The organism is Wolbachia endosymbiont of Nomada ferruginata, assembly GCF_001675785.1.
In the GTDB taxonomy this organism is placed as follows: Bacteria; Pseudomonadota; Alphaproteobacteria; order Rickettsiales; family Anaplasmataceae; genus Wolbachia; species Wolbachia pipientis.
Window position 1 is genome coordinate 1 of the sequence record NZ_LYUY01000010.1, and the last position, 23,907, is coordinate 23,907.

Annotated in this window: 20 protein-coding genes and 3 pseudogenes; 2 read left to right on the plus strand and 21 right to left on the minus strand. The window is 34.2% G+C overall.

Going from position 1 to position 23,907, the window contains the following annotated elements:
• The 6 genes from BA053_RS01100 to BA053_RS01125 all read right to left on the minus strand — a co-directional run.
• On the minus strand, window positions 1-804 hold an 804-nt coding region (locus tag BA053_RS01100), incomplete at its 3' end, for a phytanoyl-CoA dioxygenase family protein (RefSeq protein ID WP_065106671.1).
• Between the two features lie 4 nt (window positions 805-808).
• Complete coding sequence (locus tag BA053_RS01105) at window positions 809-2,485, minus strand: WG repeat-containing protein (protein ID WP_065094355.1); 1,677 nt, start codon at window positions 2,483-2,485, stop codon at window positions 809-811.
• Window positions 2,446-4,773, minus strand: coding sequence for a glycosyltransferase (locus tag BA053_RS01110; RefSeq protein WP_065094354.1), 2,328 nt, complete (start codon window positions 4,771-4,773; stop codon window positions 2,446-2,448). Before BA053_RS01110 ends, BA053_RS01105 begins: the two co-directional genes overlap by 40 nt.
• Window positions 4,730-5,683: an NAD-dependent epimerase/dehydratase family protein gene (locus BA053_RS01115; protein ID WP_065094353.1), complete on the minus strand. Its 954-nt coding sequence runs from the start codon at window positions 5,681-5,683 to the stop codon at window positions 4,730-4,732. Before BA053_RS01115 ends, BA053_RS01110 begins: the two co-directional genes overlap by 44 nt.
• A gap of 125 nt (window positions 5,684-5,808) precedes the next feature.
• Complete coding sequence (locus BA053_RS01120; protein WP_065094352.1) at window positions 5,809-6,558, minus strand: NTP transferase domain-containing protein; 750 nt, start codon at window positions 6,556-6,558, stop codon at window positions 5,809-5,811.
• Window positions 6,559-6,678: 120 nt separating this feature from the next.
• Window positions 6,679-9,279, minus strand: a complete 2,601-nt coding sequence (locus tag BA053_RS01125) for an ankyrin repeat domain-containing protein (RefSeq protein ID WP_065095276.1) — start codon at window positions 9,277-9,279, stop codon at window positions 6,679-6,681.
• A 554-nt stretch (window positions 9,280-9,833) separates the two neighbouring features.
• Between BA053_RS01125 and BA053_RS07120 the strand changes: the two genes are divergently transcribed.
• Complete coding sequence (locus BA053_RS07120) at window positions 9,834-9,977, plus strand: hypothetical protein (protein ID WP_245610998.1); 144 nt, start codon at window positions 9,834-9,836, stop codon at window positions 9,975-9,977.
• Between the two features lie 201 nt (window positions 9,978-10,178).
• On the opposite strand, the gene BA053_RS01130 is transcribed toward BA053_RS07120, so the two are convergent.
• Window positions 10,179-11,099: a patatin-like phospholipase family protein gene (locus BA053_RS01130; RefSeq protein ID WP_065094350.1), complete on the minus strand. Its 921-nt coding sequence runs from the start codon at window positions 11,097-11,099 to the stop codon at window positions 10,179-10,181.
• 9 nt (window positions 11,100-11,108) lie between these two features.
• Window positions 11,109-11,333, minus strand: a complete 225-nt coding sequence (locus BA053_RS01135) for a hypothetical protein (protein ID WP_065094365.1) — start codon at window positions 11,331-11,333, stop codon at window positions 11,109-11,111.
• A gap of 131 nt (window positions 11,334-11,464) precedes the next feature.
• Here BA053_RS01135 and BA053_RS01140 point away from each other — a divergent pair, with 131 nt between their 5' ends.
• A complete protein-coding gene (locus tag BA053_RS01140; protein ID WP_065094349.1) occupies window positions 11,465-11,992 on the plus strand; it encodes an ankyrin repeat domain-containing protein in 528 nt (175 codons plus the stop codon).
• Here the strand turns inward: BA053_RS01140 and BA053_RS01145 are convergent.
• The 13 genes and pseudogenes from BA053_RS01145 to rhuM all read right to left on the minus strand — a co-directional run.
• Window positions 11,969-12,937 (minus strand): phage late control D family protein, encoded by a 969-nt coding sequence (locus tag BA053_RS01145; protein WP_065094348.1) that lies wholly within the window; start codon window positions 12,935-12,937, stop codon window positions 11,969-11,971. The two genes, BA053_RS01140 and BA053_RS01145, sit on opposite strands and share 24 nt — an antisense overlap.
• A gap of 1 nt (window position 12,938) precedes the next feature.
• Entirely contained in the window at window positions 12,939-13,112 is a 174-nt protein-coding gene (locus tag BA053_RS01150; RefSeq protein WP_245611407.1) for a tail protein X, read from the minus strand.
• 10 nt (window positions 13,113-13,122) lie between these two features.
• Entirely contained in the window at window positions 13,123-13,530 is a 408-nt protein-coding gene (locus tag BA053_RS01155; RefSeq protein WP_065094346.1) for a phage tail protein, read from the minus strand.
• A 3-nt stretch (window positions 13,531-13,533) separates the two neighbouring features.
• Entirely contained in the window at window positions 13,534-15,705 is a 2,172-nt protein-coding gene (locus tag BA053_RS01160; RefSeq protein ID WP_065094345.1) for a phage tail tape measure protein, read from the minus strand.
• A 112-nt stretch (window positions 15,706-15,817) separates the two neighbouring features.
• Entirely contained in the window at window positions 15,818-16,069 is a 252-nt protein-coding gene (locus BA053_RS01165; protein WP_065106668.1) for a phage tail assembly protein, read from the minus strand.
• A 17-nt stretch (window positions 16,070-16,086) separates the two neighbouring features.
• On the minus strand, window positions 16,087-16,587 hold the full coding sequence (locus tag BA053_RS01170) for a phage major tail tube protein (protein WP_065094343.1): 501 nt from the start codon (window positions 16,585-16,587) through the stop codon (window positions 16,087-16,089).
• A 14-nt stretch (window positions 16,588-16,601) separates the two neighbouring features.
• A pseudogene (locus tag BA053_RS01175) lies at window positions 16,602-17,656 on the minus strand (phage tail sheath C-terminal domain-containing protein).
• A gap of 11 nt (window positions 17,657-17,667) precedes the next feature.
• Window positions 17,668-18,225 (minus strand): hypothetical protein, encoded by a 558-nt coding sequence (locus tag BA053_RS01180; RefSeq protein ID WP_065094341.1) that lies wholly within the window; start codon window positions 18,223-18,225, stop codon window positions 17,668-17,670.
• A gap of 6 nt (window positions 18,226-18,231) precedes the next feature.
• A complete protein-coding gene (locus tag BA053_RS01185; protein ID WP_065106669.1) occupies window positions 18,232-19,695 on the minus strand; it encodes a hypothetical protein in 1,464 nt (487 codons plus the stop codon).
• Window positions 19,692-19,886 carry a hypothetical protein gene (locus BA053_RS01190; RefSeq protein WP_065106670.1) on the minus strand — a complete coding sequence of 65 codons (195 nt, stop codon included), beginning with the start codon at window positions 19,884-19,886 and terminating at the stop codon, window positions 19,692-19,694. The genes BA053_RS01185 and BA053_RS01190 overlap by 4 nt, the downstream gene beginning before the upstream one ends.
• A gap of 4 nt (window positions 19,887-19,890) precedes the next feature.
• A pseudogene (locus BA053_RS01195) lies at window positions 19,891-21,065 on the minus strand (hypothetical protein).
• 17 nt (window positions 21,066-21,082) lie between these two features.
• Window positions 21,083-22,552, minus strand: a pseudogene (locus BA053_RS01200) (DUF4815 domain-containing protein); the annotation flags it as partial.
• Between the two features lie 890 nt (window positions 22,553-23,442).
• On the minus strand, window positions 23,443-23,907 hold a 465-nt coding region (gene rhuM / locus BA053_RS01205), incomplete at its 5' end, for a RhuM family protein (protein WP_245611540.1).

Below are 23,907 nucleotides of genomic sequence, written 5' to 3' on the forward strand. Positions count from 1 at the left end.
TGTGTCTGTAATAAAGGCTAACCAGCTCTTGATAAGTTCTTCCATGTTTTTTGCTTTTATACTTTCCTGGTAGCCAAATAATGACAAGCATTTTCTCAGTATAGATTCTGTTAACTCACCACAATTGAGTATACCAAAAACTGAAGGCTGAGGTTTTGGCACATAGGGAAGATCTTGATCTTTTACAATCCACCTTGTTACATAAGCAAATCTATCTTTAGCATCTGTATTCTTATCACTACCATGCCATAACCGTGAATCAAAAACTATCGCATCTCCTGCTGAAATAGGTAGTGACTTAATTTTATAATTTTCTCGGTTATTTGAGTACTGATCAAAGAAATATGGGTACCAAAAATCAACTAAAGGCTGTATTTCCCATTTATGACTGTTTTCTATAATTTGCAGTGCACCTGAAGTTTCACTGACATTATTCAAAGCTAACCAAACAGAAAAGTGGTAAGGATCATTGAAACTATAGGAGATGTCTTGATGGAAGGGAACTGCATCTATTAAATCAGCAGTTTTACATATAACATTTGATTTTTTCTGCAGTATATGACACTGAAGTGACTTTTCAAGGTAATTTTTAATAATTTTATCTAATGCTTGAGAGATAATTCTAGTTACTTGAGATAACATGCCCCATCTGCCAGTACAGTTTAAGTAGTCAGAAGTTGAAACACTTAGTTCTTGGGATAGCTTTGATATTTTATTTGTTATATCACTTAAAGACTGAGTTATTAGTTCTAAAGGAACCAGATTTTTGATAATAAAAAAACCATTTTTTTGTAGTATTTTCATATGATTAACACCTGACATCAATGACTGATAAGTAATCTGTTAAAGGTACAACAGAAGAAATTTTGAATCCTTTTACTTGTTTGAGTATTTTTTCCCAATCGCTTAATGTTCTTAGTTTACCTCCTGTTTCAACCATGACATTAATATCTACAGAGCCTCCAGCTGGAGAGCGGTAATCTAAAATAGTTTCTATCAATAAAATACGAGATATTCCTTTGACCAATTTTAAATAAGATAATACTTTATCATCATCATAATGCTGCAGAAAGCGGCAAAAGACACCTAATTCATAATTTGTAGCTGATAGTTCTTCCTGAGTTATAAGTTTGACTTTTAAATTTTCTACTAACTGTCTTGGTACTTTATGTTCGTTATATAGGCCTATAGAACCTTTATTGTGTATATCAGAATAAGCAAGAAATAAAGAGTGTACACCAAATAGCAATATATTCTTAGCACCATCTATATTGATCCTAGAATTAAACTCTTTAGTATCAAACCTAGAATATCCTAGCAATGCTTGGTAAAACGCTATTTTCTTATCTTCTGATGCTTCTCTTTCCTTAAAAGATTCAAATGAAGAGATTGACTTCTGTTTTAGTATATCGGCAATCTTTAACCAATTCTTTTCAGCGGCAACTCTTGCCCACATCGTTGCTGCTTTTGGCAAAAATGGTATTTCCTTAAAACACTTACCTTTTGATGATAGTTTCCATAAGTCCTCGTCCTTATCGTAATCAATAAACCCTATTTCCCACAACGCCCTTAACAGCCTTTCTAGATTTGGTACGACAATGTTTAACTTTTTAGATAAAACCGTCACAGTTGCAGGTAAAATATTTAACAAATCAAGTTCAATAGCAACGCTTGTTAGGTACGTTTTCCAAAAGGCTGAAAGTTCTGCAGAAATCCTATGCACTTGAGATTTTTTACCTAAATTAAAAATACTAAACTTTACATTTCCGGTAATATCGATTTGTCCTAACACACCTTCAAAAGTTTCAACTTTTGCCATGCCATTATAGAATGCTTCTACCATTTTAAATCTCTGCTGGTAAACAGGATCACCATTAATATCTATATGAAACCAACCATGTTGATCTTCTGCAACAGAATAGCCTTTATGAAAAACATTAAGATTCTTATACCATTTATTATGTACTAACTTTCCATGATGATTAATATGTGTAGCTTTACCATCTTCATAGACTACAGCGATACCATCCTTAAAATCTCCAACATAATCATATTCCTCCTGATAAATCCTGTTGCCATTTAAATTAATATGAAAACATTTATCATGTCTTCTAACTACACAAATATCTTCCTGATAATTTCCAATCCATTGATACGACTGTTTGTATACTCTACATCCAGATGAATCAATATGGTAACACCCTGTATCATCTTCTACGGCCGCTCTATTAAAGTAGAATCCAAAAGTTTTTAGAAATCTATTATGATAAACTGCTTCTCCTCTTACATTGATATGATAAGCACCTGTCTGATCATAAACCGGTGCAAGACCGGGCTCATGAAATTTACCAACCTTTATAAACCTATTTTCATACAAAGGATTTCCTAGTAATTCGTGAAAGCTCTCACACGGTGAAATTTTAATAGATTTAAGATTATCTTTGATTAATTGATCAAAGGTTTTCTCATGTTGCATGTTTTGCATAATTTATAATTTAAATAATTCTTTTGTAAGCTTAGGTACTCACTACTCTGCCATATTTCCTCGAGTTTAACCTCATTAACATTACCAAAATTTCCTAATGTCTTACGGAGTTCATCTGGGGCACAGCAAGGACTAAACTTTCCTTCATTGTTTATCCATGCTTCTTTACCTAAAAATGGGCATTGACCACCTGGAGCCAAATCCCTAATACCTTCTTGAGAAAGGATTGTGAAGTTTTCTAATTTTATCTTTTTACCATTTGGCAATAGCATATTATCTCTAAGTTCGTATAACCTTCTCACCTCCGTGTTCCATCTACTAATTGCTAATTCATCTCTTCTCATAGATAGATCCTTAATTTCCTTAAAATGCGCCCAAAGATGATGTCCTTTAACTCTATCTATGCCGTTTTTTATGGCCATCTTAACTATGTCATAGAGTTCATGTAAATTACTTTCCAAAAATGTTAATTGTAAAGTAACGGTACACCTTTCACCTGTATCGCTAAAGTATTTATCCCTCACTTCAAGGAAAGTTTTTAAATTTTCTGTCACTACTTCCCATTTTGAACCTTTCATGATTCTTTCATGAGTTTCTTTAGTTGCTCCATTCCAGGAAATCTTAACATCAGATAAAATTGGTACCAATAATTCAGCCCATTTCTTAGCTCCTTTAATAGGGAAAGAACCATTGGTCGTGAGGTTAAGCTTCAGGCCGAACTCATGGCACAAATTGATTATTTCATCAAAGCTTTTGTACATTAAAGGTTCACCCATAGTAGAAGGAATGATTTCCCTTAAAGGTGTGCCAGCTGCTTCCTTAATTACTTTTCTGATAGTTTCTATCGACAGTATCTTAGGTTTTATTCCTTTAGCTTTCTTTTCTTCTTTAACTTTGCTGTATGGTGAAAAACATTCGCACATTATACAAGCAAAATTGCAGTAATCTGGATTAGTATCAAAAGTAATTCTCCAAGGACCAGGTTTCAAAGCTACTGACTTGCCTTTCTTTTCAATAGCATTACGGTAAATCTTGTTAAGTTTCTCAGTATGCTCACTTATAGAAGGTATATTTCCATTTTTAGTATAAGGATAGCCTTTTTGGGTAAGTTTACTATATAACTCCTGATCTGTAGATAGGATTTGCATTTTTTCTGATAAACTACTTGCATCTCTGTGCTTAAACAATAGTCGATCTCTTACATATTCTGCCATGCCACCATAATCGGCTGTTATAACTGGTATTCTAAGTTGCTGTGCTTCATGTATTACTAACGGTGAATTTTCACCCCAAATTGAAGGAACGACTATTGCATCAACTTTATTAAATACGTCAGTAACTATATTCTTGTTATCATAACTTCCCATCCATTCTATTCTTTCTTTAACAATAGGTAAAAATTGATCGGTAATCGCTTTTAAAGCTCTAGTTTCTTCTCTTGCTGCTCCCCAAATTCTAAGTTTTGCTTTAGATGATAAGTGAGAAAAAGCTTTCAATAATAGATCAACACCTTTTTCGGGAGTATGAGTACCAATATAACCGAAAATAAACTCTTTTTCTTGTGCTCTATTTCTATTCTTAAGACGATTGAGATCAAAACCATAATCAAGATAAGAAATTTTGTTTATCGGAACATTAAAATTCTGAGTAAATTTGTCCATCAAGAATTTCGATGGGGAAATAAAGTAATCTATATAGTCTATTATTTTCCTTGTGTGCTTCATTCTAGTTGCAACCCATTGTTCCCAATAATTTATGTCTAAATTCAGGAATTCTTTATCTCCTGTAAAATATCCTTTGTAACATTGGGTTGCACATTTTTGATCCTTTTGTCCATCACAAAGCCGTAACAAATCTTCAGAATTGCGTTGAATAAACCTTCCTCTTGGACACATTAACCAAAAGTCATGTAGCGTAAAAATTGTAGGTATATTTTCTTTAAAAGCAATTTCTGGTAAAGTAATTGATAGATGATTAAGATGACCAAAATGTATAAGATCTGGCTGAAAGTTATCTATTACTCTTTTAAATTGTATATCTACTTCTTCATTGATAAATTTGTAACGATATTTAGCTATGGGTATATTAATTAAATGCAGTAAGATTCTGGAATCACTACGATCTAGGACTGTAGTGTAATAAAAATCAGGTAAAAAGCTATTTTCATACCTAGTAAATACTTGTACCTCATTGTTATTTGCTAGTTCATGAGCAAGAGTTTGGCTATAAACCTCTGAACCAGCACTATAATAAGGAGGGTAACCATGAATAACTTTTAATATTTTCATATATTACCATATCTATATTGTTAGGATATTGTTGTGTATTGTTTTGTAGACTTTTTATAAATTTACTTAATCCTACTTCTAATGAATGTTTTGGAGACCAACCAAGTAGCTCTTTAGCTCTAGTAAAATCACCATGGAACTTAGTTACATCAAAATTTCTTGGAGGATAAAAATCAATTCTAGAATCACTTTTCGTGACTTTTAATATTGTTTTTGCTAAGTTTTCTAAAGTACATGGGCTATTAGTAGTAAGATGAATAGCAGGAAGAGAAGATTTTTCGCTTTGTAAATATTTAACAGTTAAGCATATACCCTCTATAACATCATCCAAATAGGTAAAATCAAAAACACATTCTTTACCTTCTATTTTAATTGGATCACCTCTTAATGCATTAATACAGAGTGCAGGAATTACTCTACTGTTATGATCTAGTAAACCACCGTATACATTTGAAAAGCGTAATATTGCTACATTAAAATCTTTTGAACTTGTTATTTGTTCCTCAATAAATGCTTTACCTTTTGCATAATTATTTATTGGATCGATACTAGCAGATTCTGTAACTGGCAGTTCCTTCTGCTCTCCATAGACTTCCCTACTACTTGCATATATAAACCATGGTTTATTTGAAAGTGACTTACATAACCCTAAAAACTGCATTGTACCATCAACATTAATTTTTCTACACAGTTCAGGATAAAGTTCACCATGTATAACTCGAGAAATTGCAGCCAGATGAATAATTCCTGTACACTTAGCAAGTAGTGGTACTATATCTTCTGAAAAAAAACTGAGTGGATTGTTGTGAAACCTAATATCACAGCTTATTACTTCATGGCCCTGGTTTTCTAACTTTTTCACCAAGGTTGACCCTATCAAACCTGCAGCACCTGTTATTAATATCCCCATGTATACCCTCTCACTACAACTAGGAAAATTTGTCGTACCAATTATCTTACAAGTAAGAATCAAAAGATATTATAAAACCAGTATAAAACAAATGTCAACTTAAATTAATGAATAAAAAAATGTAGTTATGAAAGAAAAGTTGGCCGCCTTTTTTTTTGAAAATAGTGTTCGGCTTTAATCAAATCCTCTTTATTATTTACTCCCATTGCTTCTCTTTCATCAGAAACTACATAACCTACACTCAAGTTATTGTTTGCTGCAATGGGTACTATATCATTAAGACAATATTCATTGGTCGAATTATTAAATTTTATTTCTTTTACTAAGGTAAAAAGATCTTTAGCATATGAAACTATTATTCCAGAGTTTGCAAGAAGCATTTTATCGCCATTTTTTAGGATTTTTTGAACATTTCCGTAATTATCAATTACTAATCTTCCATATTGTTCATCTTGACTATTGAATCCAAGAAGAACTAAATTATTATACTTTAAACAATCAGTCATTTTCATAACTGTATCACTAGATATAAAGGGAGTGTCTCCATACTGTATTAAAACTATGTCTTGATCAGATAACTCCTCCAGATTTTCTAGAGCAATTTTAACTGCAGTGCCAGTACCTGTAATATCTTCTTGAATTATTAGTTTTATATTGTATTGATCGATTATACTTTTTAGGGTATCAAACTTTTCTAAATCTTTTAGAAGGGAGTTGTTAACAACAATTGATAAGCTTTTTAGACTCAGCGATTTTGCATTAGAAATTATATGCTCTAAAAGAGTAAGATTTCCCACTTGGTGCAACGCTTTTGAATATTCAGAATTCATTCTACTGCTCTTTCCTGCTGCTAATATTATCAAAATGTTACTCATACATGACTTAGGGATTGATTAGATAGTAAGTTAATTTATAATTAATAAGATGTAAAGCCCACTATAATTTTCTAAATGATCTAGATCTTGGCACCCTCATTAGAGTTTCATTTAAGAGAGCTATAACTTCAAACTCTTTACTCGATTTTCTACGCTGACATCTTGTAAACTCTGATCTGGACTTTTTAATATTTCTAATAATCTACTTGCAAGGTTTGAGTGTTTATTAATTACTGCAACCTGGACTAATGACTTGCCTTGATCATCACGAGCATTTGTTACAGCTACGCGCTCATCAGGTTTTATTGCTTTCAGCTTACTGATAATTTCAACATTACCATTTTTTGCATTCTCAAACAGCTCTTCTACTAATTTCAATAGGTTAGTAATATTCTGGTCTCGAGAAAGATCAAGTGGTGTTTTACCTTCTTTATTCTTGATGTTATAAATTGCACCATGTTTCAACAAAGACTTTACAGCTTCAAAAAAGCTATTTTCAGTATCAACATGCAACGATGTAGTGCCTTTAACTATTGTTTTAGCATTAATAAAATCACTCAATTTATTGTGGCTTACACGTTGTAACAAAGCTTCAATAATTTCTTTATGACCTTTGGAAGCAGCAGTGTGTAATGGTGTATTACCTTTGTTAGTAACTTTAGTAGCATCAGCTCCATTTGCTAGCAAGATATTTACAACTTTTATATGCCCATTATTAACAGCATAATGTAATGGCGTTCTTCCATCCACGTTTTTCGAATTAATGATTGCTCCATCTCTAATTGAACTCTCAATTCCTAAATAATTATTATCTTCTATAGCCTTAAATAACTTCTCAGTCAATTTTAGTAATTTTATAACTTCTGGGTTTCCTCTTCTTTCTGCAAAGTGTAATGGTAAAACATATCTATCTCCTTCAGCTCCAGCATTAAAGTATGCTCCGCTCATAAGTAGAGACCTAACTATATCTAAATTACCAATTTGTGCCCCTAAGTGTAAAGGCGTAGCATTTTTATCCATTTTTGCATTAACATCCGCTCCATTTATAATAAGAGTTTTAACTACCTTAGGATGACCATATTGAGCTGCAAGATGTAGGGCTGTGCCTTTATTTTGATTTTCTTTTACATTTACATCAGCACCATGTTTCAATAGAACGGTTGCTATCTGATCATAACCTTTTTCTGCTGCAAAATGTAAAGGAGTCCAATTTATGTGATCTAGAGCATTAACTTCTGCCCCTTTTTTTAAGAGCAATTCAACCACCTCTAAATGATCATGGTCTACTGCAAAGTGTAGAGGTGTAGTACTTTTAACTGTTTTAGCATTAATGTCTGCTCCTTTATTAAGCAAAGATTTAGCAACTTCTAAATTACCATCATATGTTGCACAATGTAGAGGAGTCCAACTTCTGTTATCTAGAGCATTAACATCTACTCCATTTTCAACCAAGAAATTCATTATTTCCAAGTGATTATGCTCTGCGGCCAAATGTAGAGCTCTTCTACCATCATCCATCTTTGCATTTATATTTGCTCCTTTTGCAATTAAGCTCTCTACTATTTTTAAAGAAAAACCATTATATGCTGCATTATGTAAAGGAGTCCAATTCTGATCATCCACGTTGTTAATGTTTGCTCCATTTTTAATTAAAAAATCACTCACCTCGAAATGACTTTGCTGAATTGCTAGATGCAAAGGTGTAAAACCTTCGTTTTTTTTAGCATTAACATTGGCTTTTTTCTCTATTAGTAGCTTCACTACTTCTAAGTGACCATTCTGAGATCCTATATGTAAAGCTGTGGAATTATCGTGGCCTTTAGCATTAACATCAATTCCCCTTACTAGAAGAAGAGACTTAACTACTCCAAAGTGATTACGTTCTGCTGCTAAATGCAGAGGTGTAAGATTCTCATAATCCTTAGCATTAACATTAGATTTTGCTTTTATTAAAATGTCTACTAACTCTAAAAAGCCATTTTGAGACGCTAAATGTAGAGGTGTAATCTTATCACCTGTTTTTGTATTAACGTTTGCTCCCGCTTCAAGCAGAGCCTTAACTATATCTAATCTACCAGTTTGTGTTCCCAGATGTAAGGCTGTAATGTTCGCATCAACTTTATGATTACCTACTCCTAAAGATCCAGCATTAATATCAGACCCATGTGAAACAAGAGCTTTAACTACCTCGAGATTACCATTTTGTACTGCAGAATGCAAAGGTCTTGCTCGATCATTATTTACAGCATTAACATCTAATCCCTTTTCAATAAAAACATTTACTATATCTAGATGACCATTCTCTGCTGCTAGGTGTAAAGGTGTATTAAGTTTATCTGTTTTAGTACTAAGATCTGCTCCATTTGCAATCAAGGTGTTGACTATATCTAAATAGCCTTGCTGGGATGCAAAACTTAAAGGTGTAAAGCCTAGAATGGCCTTATGGTTTACATCTGCTCCATGAGCAATAAGAAAGTTAACCATCTCTAAGCGATTTTTTGCAATTGCAAAATACAGTGGCGTAAAGCCATCGTACTTAATCTCTGAATTAATATCTAAACCTTCTCCTAATAAAGTGTTGACTAAATCCAACTGACCATTTCCTGCTGCTAAATGTAGCGGTGTAAGACCAAGATGTTTCTGAGTTTCATAATTTTCATTTAAAAACTCTACAAAAAATTGCAGCTGATCCAGATTATTAGATATTCTATTAGTAAACATAAAAGCCTCGCATTGAAGAATTTATGTAAAATATAGCATCTACAAGTTTTTAAGCAAGATAAATCTTCTTCTTAAAAAAGATACTGTAATCCAATCTGTGTGCTTATAACTTTTTTATTTGATCATGAGTGATCAGCTGTCTCAGCTGCAATAGAGACACCTGCCTTAAGTAGCTACGTCAATTTTCTCTTTTTTTTCGCTGATGATGATGTCTTCATTCTTCTCAGTAACCAACATTCCTTTTAGAGTATAATCGTTACGTGCACCAAGAAACTTGGAAAGAACAATAGGAAATCCACTTAAAAAGCATTAATAATTATACACAATTCTGAAGAAATATTCAATCTTTTTATTGTTTTGAATGTGTTGATGAAAAAAACGTCTGTCAGAGATCATCTGAGAATTGCATTTTAGGCTTTAGATGTAGAAGGGGTCTTATCGTCTTTTTATAAATACTCTAAAAATAGGCTTAAATCGCCAAGAGATGGATATCATGAATTTAGTAGCGTAAAAACATCAAAGATACCTCATATCATAAAGTTTAATGTCAACATTTGGTAGCAACATTCCCGATTTACAAAGCAGAGGCAATAAAGGTTGCAAATAATCTACGTATGTTGGACGTTTCTGTTGATGCTATTTCTAAAATAACAGATTTATCTATTGAGGAACTTGAAAATCACGCTTCCAAAACTTAACCTGAATTAAAAGCAACATTAGTTTACTGATTTCTACACAATATATTAAAATATCAATGAAGGTGATTACATAATTAATTATCTGCATTGCTGAATGAAATTCTTGTGCTTCTGTATTCAATATATAATATTAAAAAAATATTTTAGTAAATTTATTAAAGTAGATACTAGAAACTCGCTTATTTCGTTTTTCTAGCTCAGTTATAGTTTTGGATTTTGCTTGCAGAATTTGTCTATCACTTTCTGGTTATCCTCTATCATTTTACTTGCCTCTTGCTGAAGAAATTTGATATTTTTGAGTGTAATATTGTCCATCTCAGTCGATGCTACTTTCAATTGCGATTGTATTCTTATGTATTTATCATCTATTACTTGTTCTAGTTGATAATCAACGCAATCCAATCCAGAAGCAAACATCACATTCAGTAGTGGCTTGATCCACCCTATTTTGCCAAATCTCCTTGAGTTAGCATACTTTATACTTCTATTTGTTCCACCAGTGCCTATTGATAGCAGTATAATCTCATCATTTGGAAATAACCTTTTACCACTTGCATATGCACAAGCCGCTGGATTATTGGCAAACACTCCGCCATCTATCAACACTCTCTCTCTTTGGCTAATTTTTAGACGTTTTGGTGTGAAGTACGTTGGAGCAGCTGTTGTAGCTCTGAGTGCATCTTTTAACTTAATGTTTTCTTCTTTCCAACTTTTGAAGAAAAATTCACAACTATTGTGAATGTCATAACTGGTGAGCAGTAGATTACTAGCAACATCGGCCATAGTGCTTTCGCCGAAGTATTTGTTGAGAATAAATTCCATATTTTTATATGAGTACTGAGAACCACTCAGCCAAGAAGCGATTGATTTTCTCCAAAGTGATGCTTGAAAGATATATGGTCCATACTCTTGGTAAAGTTCAACCAAATCATTGGCAGAGTATTGAAGTTTATTGCTTTTACAAAGTCCAGCAACAACAATTCCACCGGTTGAGGTTCCTGCCATTAAGTCAAAGATCTGGGAAATTGGCTTTTTTGTCCTAGATTCAATTTCTGCTAGAATAATGGCAGGAATTATTCCTCTAATTCCTCCTCCATCTACAGATAAAATGTACTTTGTCATTTGTTATAGTTATTTTTGTCTCTGCTCAAGCTCGTTAACTTCTTCAGCAAGGTTTTTGACCCTTTCTTCAAGACGATAGATGATTTCTGTAGTCCTTTGGTTTTGTTCTATAAATTTATCATGCATGTGTACTCTTAAGTCGAGTTTGGCCAGCCACCAGATAAATGCTATTGTTTGTATTACCATAGTAGCAATTACTGCTACAGGGATCTTTCCTGTACTTTGGTTTTTCATCTTAAAGTTCTCTTGCACAAATAGCTGCGTATTGATATATACAAGATTCATCAAAATTACGTCCAAAAAATCTTTTCTAAAATAAAGTTAATTGGTTGCACTGAACAAGCGATGCAAATAATATAAGAGACATGAAATCTAGCCTTTTTCGAAAATTATTAGTAAATTCGATAATACCAATAATATGTACTATCTTTTTGTTTCAACATTTTAGACCTTCAAAAAACATACCAATAAAAAGTAATGCAAATGGCAATAATCTGGAAAGATTGTCTACTGCAGCTAAAAAATGTAACTTAGATACTGTAAAGTCCTTAATAAAAAATGTGGTAGATATCAATGCTACTCATCATTTTGGCGCAACATCATTACACTATGCTACAAGCGGAGGCTGTTTAGAAGTTGTAAAATTTCTAATTAAAGAGGGCATTGATATAAATATTACTGATGCTTTTGGCTGGACAGCTTTGCACTATGCTGCACAGGAAGGACGTTTGGAAATTACTAAATTTCTACTGGAAAATGGAGCACATTCTCTTGCTAAAAATAAAGATAAAAAAACTCCTTTAGATCTTGCTGTAGAGGAATTAAACAATAATAAAGAAAAAAAAGATATTTATGAGGAAATTATCAATTTACTTTCCCATAACTGCTGTTAATATAGTACGATAGCCCAAATTATCAATTACATGCCCAGCCTTATTTATTATCCAATCACCATAAACTCCTTTGCGAAACCCCAAAAGGTTGATCTTTGCTTCGGCAAATAATTCAGGACTTCCTGGCATTGTGATATTAAGTGTTACTGTACTGCTCATCAGCTGATTTAATTTTGCAGATGCTGCACTTTGCGCCAAATCACTGCTTGCATAAACATCTCGCAGAATATAGCTTGGTTCCTGATCACCTACTTTTTCTGTTATAGTCTCTGCTTTTTCATAATCATACCAGTAGGCAATAACCGAGCCATATTGATTACGCTCATTAAATCTTACTTTCCAATTTGTAATATCTCCAGGTGTGAAAGTAATAGTGCTTAAAGTTTTTCCGGTAACTGATTTTGCTTTTCCTTTTGAAACAAACAGTAAATACCCTCCTGCAGGTTTTGCTATTGCTCCATAAATTTGAGCAAGCCTGGTTAAAAAATGCATATCGCTCTCTGCGGTCTGATCAATATGTGATATCATGATACTTGCAAACTCTTCAGCAACTTTAGCTTGATAGCCATGTTTGTTTGCGATTTTTTCCACTAAATCACTTAAAGTAGTTTGATGCCACTCATTAAACACTTGTTCCTTTAAAGACTGTTTTAAATCTGCTGCATGACTCTTAATTTTTAACGCCTGTGGCGGGCCTTGTAACACAATTTCATTTACTATGTAATCTCCCATTGGCACAATGCCAGTTTCTTTATATCCAAGTAAAATATTCAGCTTTGCTCCAGTTCTAGGAATCTCAAATAACGAATCACGGTCATCAAGGTGAATTATAGCAGTATCACTTATTACTCCAGCTTCATCAGTAATATGCATTGATACCAATCGACTCTTTATCAGCTCAGTGATTAAAACTCCCTCTACTGAAATACTAAAGTCTGGTGTCACTTTAATTCCATAGTTTTACTACTTGCTTTTGTATTGCTTTTTGAATTACAGGCAGTTTAATGGTTAACCCTGCAGGAAGAAGCTCATACTCTGCAAGACCAGGATTAGCTTTTAATACAACCTCAACTGTGCCAGAGCTGAATCCATAGTGTCTCCAGCAAATAAAATCTAACATGTCATTTTCTTTAGTTTTGTAGTACATCATTGTCAGCTGCAGTAAAGTCAGTAGTGTTATTTTGTGATGATAAATTGCTATAATGTTTTAAACTTAAATGAAACTCAGTTTTCCTTGGTTCACCATTCGGAAAAAAATATTTCTGTGTTTCTTCTATTTTTACGATAACAAAATGGCCTAAAATGTTACCTTGGCCATCAATAAGTAAAAGAGGTTTCGATGAATTTCGCATATTATTTATTTGCTTCAGCCCTCCTGAATAGATTACTCCTGCAAGCTCAACAATGTCCTCTCCAGGACCAATACTTTGGAGCAATGGCTTTTCCCCAATACGCTCAAGTGCAGGCCAGCGATATTCACTTCTGCGTGTAAAGCCTTGCTCAATTAATGAAAATCTATATGGACCAAGAGATAACATAATTTAATTTATATCGTAAAGTGCGCCACTAAATTGTTCTCTAATTCGTTCCATTACTTCATCAGCAATGCTGCGTGCATTCTGCTCAGGGCTTGAATGAATATTGATACTAAATTGCATTTTGTTTTCTACAGTCTTACTTTGTGCTGTAACGGGGTACTTAAGAGAATCACTGATAACGTTATTTACAGATCTAACTTCTAGTCTAGCCTCATTTTTTTTACTCCATAGATTATTGATTGTTTTAAAAGGCTGAGTAATATTATTCCAAAATTTTCCTACCCAATCAGAAAAAGACTTCCATACAATTTTCACTGATTCCCAGATAGTAACAAAAAAGTTCTTTACTGCTTGCCATTTGGTAATTATCAAAGTTGCAGCAACAGCAATACCACCAATAATCAGCCCCATAGGGTTGCTCATCACGGCAATTGTTAATGCTTTAAATCCAGCAATAATTGCTGGAAAAACTGCAGAAGTAGAATAAAGACCTATTTTTACCAAAGTAATAACAGATCCAAACATTCTCCAAGTAGATAAAAGAGCGAATAAAGAACCTTTTATAAAAGTCCAAGCATATCCAAGAGATATAGCTGCTATTTTAATGCTAATCAACGCTGTAGCAGTACTCGTGATTACTGTAGTCAGTATTGGATATTCTTTTGCATACAGCGCTACTTGTGTAGTTGCTGACTTGAGAAGATTAACAGTAAAATTTAAAGGTGGTAATAATACCGCACCAAGATTCATACCCAATTCTGCTATTGAGTTCTTAAGTAACTGAAGATTATTTGCTGTAGTATTTGCTCTATTTTCAAACTCTCTTTGCATTGAGCCATGATATTCTTCGTTTATTAATCGCAAAGATTTTCTATATTCATCTAGACTACCAGTAAGTAGCGCTATATCATCCTGATATTCAAGACCAAAGAGGTCAAAGAGAACGCTAGAACGTTCTTGCTTATCTAATTTTGCAACTGTTTCTAAAAACTTAAGTAATGTACCTTGTGCATTCTTACCGATTGCTTTCTCAAACTCCTGAGCATTTATTTTTAGCACTTGAAACGCTTTTTGAAAATTGCCACCTTGTTTACTCGCTGTTTGCAACTTGCTGAGCATTGCATTAATCGCCGTACCTGCTTTTTCAGGAGTTTTGCCAAGACTAATGAAGCTACTTGCTAAAGCTCCTGCTTCCACTGCAGTTAAACCAAATTGCCTTGCTGTACCACCAATCCTGTTTAGCGTTGGAACAATGTCCTGAGCCTTTGCCGCAGTGTTATCAGAGATATGGTTTATCGCATCGCCAACGCTTTTCATTTCACCAATTTTAATTTGATAAATATTAGAAAGTTTAGCAATAGCGTCGCCTGCTTCTTCTGCTGACATATCAAATGCAGTTGCCATTTTGGCCACAGTGTCTGTAAAGATTGTAAGATCTTTAGCTGCAATACCAAGCTGACCACCACTTGCAGTAATTTGCGCAAGTTCTGCTGCAGATAGCGGAATTGTTCGTGACATTTCCTTTAATGTTTCCCCAAGCTTTGTTAAGCCATTTACATCTGTATCTTCAAACTTTACAACTTTCTTTACATCAGCCATGGCACTCTCAAAACTAATTGCAGCCTTAAGTGGTGCTGCAAGGGTGAGGCCAAGTGCCACGGTATCCATGATTTGAGCTCTAAAATTTGCTCTTTGCGCTAAAACTCCCTTACGTTTTTGCATTACGGAATTTAAAGCTGTATAGTTATTTTTAAGCTTTTCAATAGAAGAGCCAAGTTTAGCTTGATCTCCAATAAGAGATTTTATATCTCTACCACTTTTACTGAACTCCGTGCGTAAATGGTGGAGAGCACTTCTTTTTTGTAAATAAGCTGTTTTAGCTTTCAGTGCTGCAGTTTTAGACCTTGTAAACTCATTTTGCAGACTCTTACTTGGTTCTTCTGCGTTTTTTATCTGCTGAGCAAGAGATTTTGTCTTTATTTCTAGTTCATTCCAAGAACGCCTAGCAAGCAGAGCATCGTGGCTTAATTGTTTAAACTTGGATACTGATTTACTTGATGATTCAAGTTGTTTTATCGTACTACCAATACGAGAAAGTTGCTTCGTGCTACCTGCTATCGTACTATTAAAACTGCTTTGCAGTGTTGCTCCAATTACTATAGAAATTGCCTTCATTTGTATAATTTTCCGCTACTTTCAAACCAAGTAATAAATTCTTCAATATCCATATCAAGCCACTGATTGATTCCACCACCAACCATTGAGCTAAGTGATAATATGCTCAGCCTTAAATCTTCTGCTGAGACAAAAAACCTTGTAACGCTCCCTGAATCTTATTGTAGTCTGCAAGATCAAGTTCTTCTACTGCTTCTCTTGAAATACTTGCAAGATTTCCAATCAGTGCTACTTCTTTCTCTGCATCACTATTACCCATACGTTCAATAGCTAAACGGTCTCGAACTTTTGGACGACGTAGAGTTAGCTCTGAAACTAAAATTCCATCGATTTTTATTGGTTCAGTTAATTTAATTTTTTGCATTAATTTTACCCTTTTATTTAAATCCCTAAAGCTGTGCGCATAGAAGTCATTTGATCAACACCATCGATCTTGCGAATCATGTTTTCTGCATCAATTTCAATCAATTCTCTGCCATCAATGGTAAGCTTATAATAGTTGGCAGCAATTATACATTTTAGTGTTGCTTTTTCAGCAGCCTTCCAGTTACCAAAATCAAGTTCCTTAAAGAGCCCTCTTAAGTTAATTACTACTGATTCGGCATCACTACTTCCCTGCAAACCTCCTCTTAAAGTAAGAGAAACAGCATTATTGTTTATCAATCCGAAAAGTCTAAAGAGCTCAGAGTCATATTCAGAAAAAGTGAAATCTGCTTCAAGCTTTTCCATGCCCATATCAATATTTATTGGAATATCCATACCACCAGCTCTGTATTCTTCTGTTTTTATGGTAAGTTTTGGCAAGGTTACTTCATCTATTTTTCCTGCATAACCACGACCATCAACAAATACGTTAAAATTCTTTAGGATCTTTGGTAACATCTCTCTTTCTCCTTTTACAATATTGCGCCACTCACAAGGTGTGACCTGAAAGTAATCTGTTCAGCTGGATATGGTGGCGTGAACTCAAAATCAAAAGACACTTTTCCGCTTGCAATATTTGTTGGTGTATTGAGCTCTGGAGTTGCATAACATTTTCCGCTAATAATCGCCCCTTGCGCTTTTAAATTTGCAAGATAAGAATTTACCCCCTCAATCACATCATCTATATAAGTTTTGGTAATATTGCGATCAACTGCCCATAAATGAGCTCGAAGTAGACTATCGTTGATTAAATCTGCAGTCCTTCTCACTGACAGAAAAGCCCATTTTGAGTCATTTGAACATGTTCTATTTCCCCAAAGCCTATAGCCATTTTGATGAATTATCGTTGTTACTTCATTATTAAACCAGCTACAAATGGGCTAGACGGCAAAATTTCTTCTTTTCCTTCAATAAACACCTTAACCCATGGGTCAACAACGTAAACTCTTGAGCTACCTACACTTTTTCTCCATTTTATGGCTTCTTCATCATTGGTATTTGGTCCATCTGCAACTATTATTGCCCTTAGCTTTTCTGCTACTCCTATCAAAGCTGCTACTACTGGGTTTTTAGGATTTTCAGATTCAGGCAATTGATGAGTAAACTGAGGTGCAATTATTATTCTTGGGGCAACATGTATTATGCTTTCACTGCTGAGGAATGCTTGAATTCCCTGATATTTTCCAGTCTCTTCATCAACTCCACCAATTATATTTTGAATAGCTTCACTTTCTTTGAGCTTTGTATCACTGTTTTCACTTTCTTCAACTCGAATAACTACTACTGTTGCACCAATTTGGGAAAATATTCCGTTTATTGCAGAAGGTAGTGTTCCACTTTTCCCAAGCTTTGCTGCTTCCTTTAAGCTTCCTGCTATCAGTACTGGTTTATTCAGTGGAAATTTTTGCTCATCAGCTTCAGGGGCAGTACCAATTACACCTATCACTGATAATTTAGCTGTACGTACTGATCTTGCTCCTGAGGTTACCTCAATAACCTTTACTCCGTGTAAAAATTCTTCTGGCATTTCTTCCCTTTTTAACTTTCTTGCATTGTTTTCCTGAAATCATCGAGCAAAGTCTGTAGCTCTTCTTCACTTTTGACTTCTTTAATTTTCTTCTTGGCGATGTCTTCCAATTCTTCACATTTCATTATTTCTTTTACTGCTTTTTTTGCCTTCTCTTGAATTATTTTTGCCATCTCTACTACTGAAATTCCTCTCACTCTTGCTAAAGGCTCTATAATTGCTGCATCTTTTTTATTTATAGATTCTGGTGCTGCTAGAATGTTTTTTGCGGCTTCTGCTTGAATCTCATAAGATTTAGCTTTTTGGTGAGAATTCCCTGCATATTGGTTAATATAGCTATCATAATAAAAACGCATACTATCAAATGCACAAAGCTTCGCATTATCCAGCAACTCCTTTTGTATATCTTCTTTAGTACGCTCAACAATTTCTCCTCTTTCAATTAATCGATAACTCTTTTGCCAGTCGAAATTCTTTGGTGCTTCATACCAATCATTCCCAGTTGGCTTATTTTCAAGTACTGTTACTTCTATCTGTTTGTTATTTTCAAATCTAATATAAATTGGCATTATTTGCTACCTCCAGAGCTCATAGGTTTCAGATAATCCTGGACATTGCCAAGCCTTTAGTGTTCTCTCTACATCTACCTCAAGCCCTGTGGTCAGAAAATTGCTACGTAAGTTATATATTCCCCACTGGATAAATTGACCATAGTTGTGTACATAATTTGATGCAAGCATACCTTGACTAACTTGTGTTCTAGAATATAGATAAGATGATGTGTAAAGTAACATTGCAACTGTTTTTCCTGCTGGAATTTCTACATTGCCAGATCCGGCCAATTTGCTATTAGAACTCGTGTATTGGTAAACATTTTTCCATATTATTTTCGAAATTATTGATTTACTAGCATTGGTATTATCTGGTGTTCCCACAAATAATCCTGCACCCCCATACTCCGTACTAGAGTACGATGATCCAACAAATTCCATTGTTTTATTTATGTTCACATTTGTTGTATTTTTTACAAACACTACTCCAAGTGCAGCATATGGGTAATAGTATATCTCATCGTAACTACCCGAAAAACTGTTTGTGCATAACTCTCCGTAAATAAATGTTCCTTTATTTCCCTCTATAAAATAGAGTTGTCTTGGCCGATAAAAACTAACGTAATCTGTATCGTATGTATGGCTACCTGCTAGTAGTTGCAACATACAGTCGGTTTTTGTTATATCACTACTCCACTTTCCAAGCTCTGTCGTAAAAGTTCCGTGGCCAAAGTAATTATTTTTTCTACCAAGTACACCAAATAAGAAAGGTAATGACCCTGGTTCAACCATATTGCGCTTTCTTATTTCGTTTGTAAGCAACGCTCTTAGTTGATCATCTCTAGTTTTTATCTCATTATGAATGTTTTTAGTTCGAGTTTCTATTTCTCCTATAATTGATGAGCCAGATGGTACATTATTAACAGCACGAAAATCTTCTACTAAACCTTTAAGACCATCTTTATGACTGTTGCTAATACTGTTTATTGCTGCAATATTCGCATCTTTTCTCGTATCAAGTAGCGATATGTGTGAATCTGATGATGCTTTTAAAGTGTTTAAGGCATTATCTCTAAGCTTGTTAATTTCATTGACAGAATTTGTTTTTGCTGCAGTTATTGACGATATTGAGTTTGTTTTGTTGCTGTTTATGTCACTTAAGTGTTTTTTTGCACTATCAAGAAGTTCTTTTAGCTTACCATCTGTCATCTGTACAATTTCAGAAACCGAACTTTTGTCGACTATCAATTCCAATGCTTTAGCAAGATATGCTAATTGATCTGGTGTACTATTTGCTGCTAAATCCTTAAGCCTTCCTTGTAGTACATCAATTATTTCTTTTATTGTGGTCATTTGCACAACGTTGGAAATAGTTTTTTTATCTATTATTAATTCCAGCGATTTTGCAAGATATGCCAGTTGATCAGGTGTGCTGTTTGCTGCTAAATCCTTTATCCTTTGATGTAACGCTTCTATTGCTTCTTTCATTCCCAAAAATTCAAAAAAGTTTCAAATCTAAATCGTTTAAAATTATTTTTTAGTTGATTATGCTCATCTTCTCTTTCGGTAATATCTTCATCTATTTTCTCAATTGTGGTACGGATACGAACAACATCCTGCACAGCAATATTTTCTGGATGTGGTAGTGTATATCCTCGTTTGCTTTGGTCATTTGGCATTGATTCAAGTAATAATCACTCGCAAATTTTTGACTTTAGGACGATAGACAACTGTTCCACTTAAAACCAATTTTATCCTTGTCTCATTGCCATTAAAGTTTGTCAGTATGTGGACTCTCTCTACCCAATTTTCTCCAATTGGTTTTCCTGATGTTAAATTTACTAATTGCCAATCCACATTTTTTTGCACATATGCTTTTACATCTGCAGTGCCAGGTATTAGCGCATCATATGTTATGGTGATCTTGGTGTTAGCTCCTGCTGTAATGCTTCTTGTAACATAATCCCCAGACTCTGAAAGATTGCCCATAACTAGCTGTAACCCAGGATATAGCACTGGACTTTTTTCTCGCCCTCCTTTTAGGCTTGCTTTTACCGTTAGCTCTCCAGATAATCTTTCACGCAGTGCAAATGGCAAATTATCAGACAAAAAGTTCTCTTTTCCCTCTTCATCTGTTAAGATAAATTCTACATTGGTATCAAATGCTACTTTTTCGACGTTCGTCAAAACAATTAAATCTGATACGTTATTTGCAGTAACTTTGCCCAGATCAATAACGTGAGAACTTTCGCTAAATTTTGCAGCTAGTAATCGAAACGTTAAATCTAAATTTTGATGTGGAGTCCACGTACTTGCATTGCTAGACGACAGTAATACTCCTACTTGATATGGCTGGCTTGTTACCCAACGGCTATTTACTGCATCATATTTGCCAAGTTCTGCTATTTTTACTGCAGTATCTGCATCATCAGTGAGTAGCACTATTGCATACTCCTCTCCTGCATGGCAAAACACTGGCGACCATTCTATACGTGTTGCTGTGCCATCTACTTTTATATCTTTCGGCTCAATATAGCTTTCAGCAATAACAGTCTGCGAGGGCATTCCCACTGCTGTTTCTCTAATCTGCACAACAACACGTTTTTTGCCGCTGTTTGTGAACCATAAATCTAGACCCCCTATGTGTCTGCTCTCATTTAAAGTAAATGTTTGTGCTAAAGGATCAACTCTTCTTGCTGCGATAACTCTTCTTCTCTCTTCTATGGTAATAGTTTTTTACCAGTGTACGTTGCTTCTCCATAGCTTCCTTTATCACCACAAAACTGTACTAATTTAGTACCTGCTGGAATATTTGCTGGGATTTTTATTTTTCCACTTATTTGTCCTTGATTTTCCACTTTTTTTCTTTTTATTTTTACATAGGTTGGATAATGATGCCGTCAAATTTTACTTCTTTAAGCCTTTCACCTAGCTCAAAACCTTCAATTTCAAAATCTTGTACTGCTTCTCTCATAAATTCAGCTTCGTATGAAGTACTTGACAGCAATTCTGTTGTTTCTTTAACATTAAATACTCTGGTTACTGGACTTTTCCAATTAGTGGTAACCTCTGTCCAGTGGTCAATGTTTTTATTTAGAGTAATTTGTGCCGGAACTGGATCAAAAGCTTGATATGGATTAATCTTTTCTCCTTTAGTCTGTAAAAGCTGCTCCAGTACCGGTTCAAGTTTATAAGGTAAAAGATAAGGTTCTCTACCTCTTTCAATATCAATGATTTCTACGTTTATCGGCAATATCAGCTCCCTATTTACTATTGCTGCAGATTGTGAAATTCCTTGATCACGCATATCATCATCAAAGAACGGATCTACAAATACTCCTTTTTTGGTAGTAGGTTCTCTTGAATTTGCATCACTGCGTAGACGTTCCTGTGCAACCAGCGCATAAAGATCATTTATTCCTTTTTTCATTGCTTCAAGCTCATTCATCGGTACAGCATGAATAGCATTATTCACTATTTTTACCCCTTCTTTTTCTCCGTTTTTCCATGTCTGATGAATGTAGCAGAGCAAAAGTTGTCCAGAAGGTGCTTGAGGCATCGATGGTTTCCAAGAGTGGGAAATTCCTTTTATTCTCCTTACCACTCCTTTGCTATCGATAGTAATTAAATCATAGCGTGGCATTTTCCAGGTATAATCAATCAAAACCAGACTATTATCAACTGCTCCTTTTACTTTACACCCTTCTTCACTTATATCTTCAGGGCTTACATGAGTGCGACAGCGATAGGTTATCAGGTAACTACTTCCAGGTGCTGGTTCTTTTCCTGGTAGTGACCAATCAACATTTCCTGCGTTTAGTTTGTAATCTATACTGTTTTCATAAATAACATTGCCTTGTTTAATTTGAATAATCTCAAGTACTGCAGAGTCAGGTATCGGATCAATAGCTCCAGAATATGAACCATGAGTAATGGTAATGGTTTTTTGAACAGTGATATCTACTTTTTTAATTTCACTGATTGGAAAATCATTAACTTTAAGTTCCATTACTCTTTGGCTATTTGGCTGAAAAGTGTGTGGTTCTGATTCAACTGATTTTATATTCGGATCTTCATCAAAAGAAACACGAATACTGTGAGGTAACTCAATCTCATAACCATCAACATGAGCTTTACCCTCATTAATCACGAATACTTGCTTTTTGCCCTCTTCTTCCTTTTGCAAAAACATTACTTCAAGGCCATTTACAACGTAGGAACCATTTGCCTCTTTGTCATAACGGGCAAGAGCTGTGGTTACTATATTTGCTTGTGGAGGTGGTGAATGTTCTATCAGCATCCCATTTTCAATGTTATAAATTGGATAAAATTCCCCATTTGTAGAGTTAACAGTAACACTCTCTGCTTGATTTGACAGTCAACTAAACAAGAATGTTACAGTTTATGAGAAAATTTTACCTACTGATTATAAATCACCGGAGTATGGGGATATTGTTCTAGAAGAAAATCCAAATGTTTGGGTTTATAATGATCAAATTTTAGATATCTAAACTTTTTTACCAAAATCCTTTACTGCTTAAATATTTCAGTTTTCAGTCTTGGCCAATTTTGTTCAGATTCTGCTCAGTCTACGAAGTCAGAATTTGTTAATAATTAAAAAAATACCAGATTTTCAATAGTTTAAGAGCATCTTTAGATTTTGAGACTGCAGTCTGAACAAGAAGGCAAGATGGTAGGAATATAGAGGACTTTGTTCGATTTTCAGTTTTCAAAATAACCCCTATTATTATATAATAATAATAAGTAGTATGACTTTAAAACATACTACTCTGTTCGTTTCCCTTTTACTTACAATAATAATAAGCTATGGATATGTGTGTGTGGCTAAAGCTCTCTTTCAAAGTTATCTGATAAAAGAAATGAAAGACAAATAAAAACAAATGGCCCGTAATTGCGTTTTAAGACGATTCTATGATCTGAGGATAGAAATACCCTGACCTAACTAACGCTTGTAACACCCTTTAAAAGGCAAATGAAAGGTACTCTTAATGATTTCATTGGTGCAAATAAACTTACGCGTAAGTTTAACGTCATTTTTATTCATTGTAAAGAAAAAATTTGTATGAAGGTTTTATTTAGGAAACTAACTTGATATTTTTCAGCTCATATGCACCTCTTTCAAGCTATCTGGCAAAAGAAATGAAAGATAAATGCTTAGAAGAAACAATATAAAGCAATTTTTACCTCTTCTTGATTTCTTTATTTTTATGAGATTTAGCCCTGAGCTTTTACACTTTTTTGATCAAGACTTTTCTTTTCTTCTATCAATTTATCAAAGTCTGATTTGTACGACTTATCCTGTGTTTTTCTAAATATCTCATATTCTTTTGTAGCTAAGGTAATTGCCACTTCATGAGAAACTTTGCCATAACTCTGCAATATATCTTGCTCATTAAATTTTAGAAATGCATCAAGTTTCTCTTTCCAATCCTTCATATACATTACTTTACCTCTAGCAGCTTGAAACTCTGCATAATCTATATACATATTTACTATCCTGTTTAGCTGAGCAATTTCATTTTTTGCTACTTGCGTGTCAGAAAAAAAGATTTTTCCCTTAGGTGCTTTACGCCAATTTGTTAAACCCATATTAGGTTTAGAGGTTGTCCACAAACCAAGGAATACGTAGTATATAAAGAAAGAATATTGAGGTAAGAGATGAGGAAAAAATATCCAACA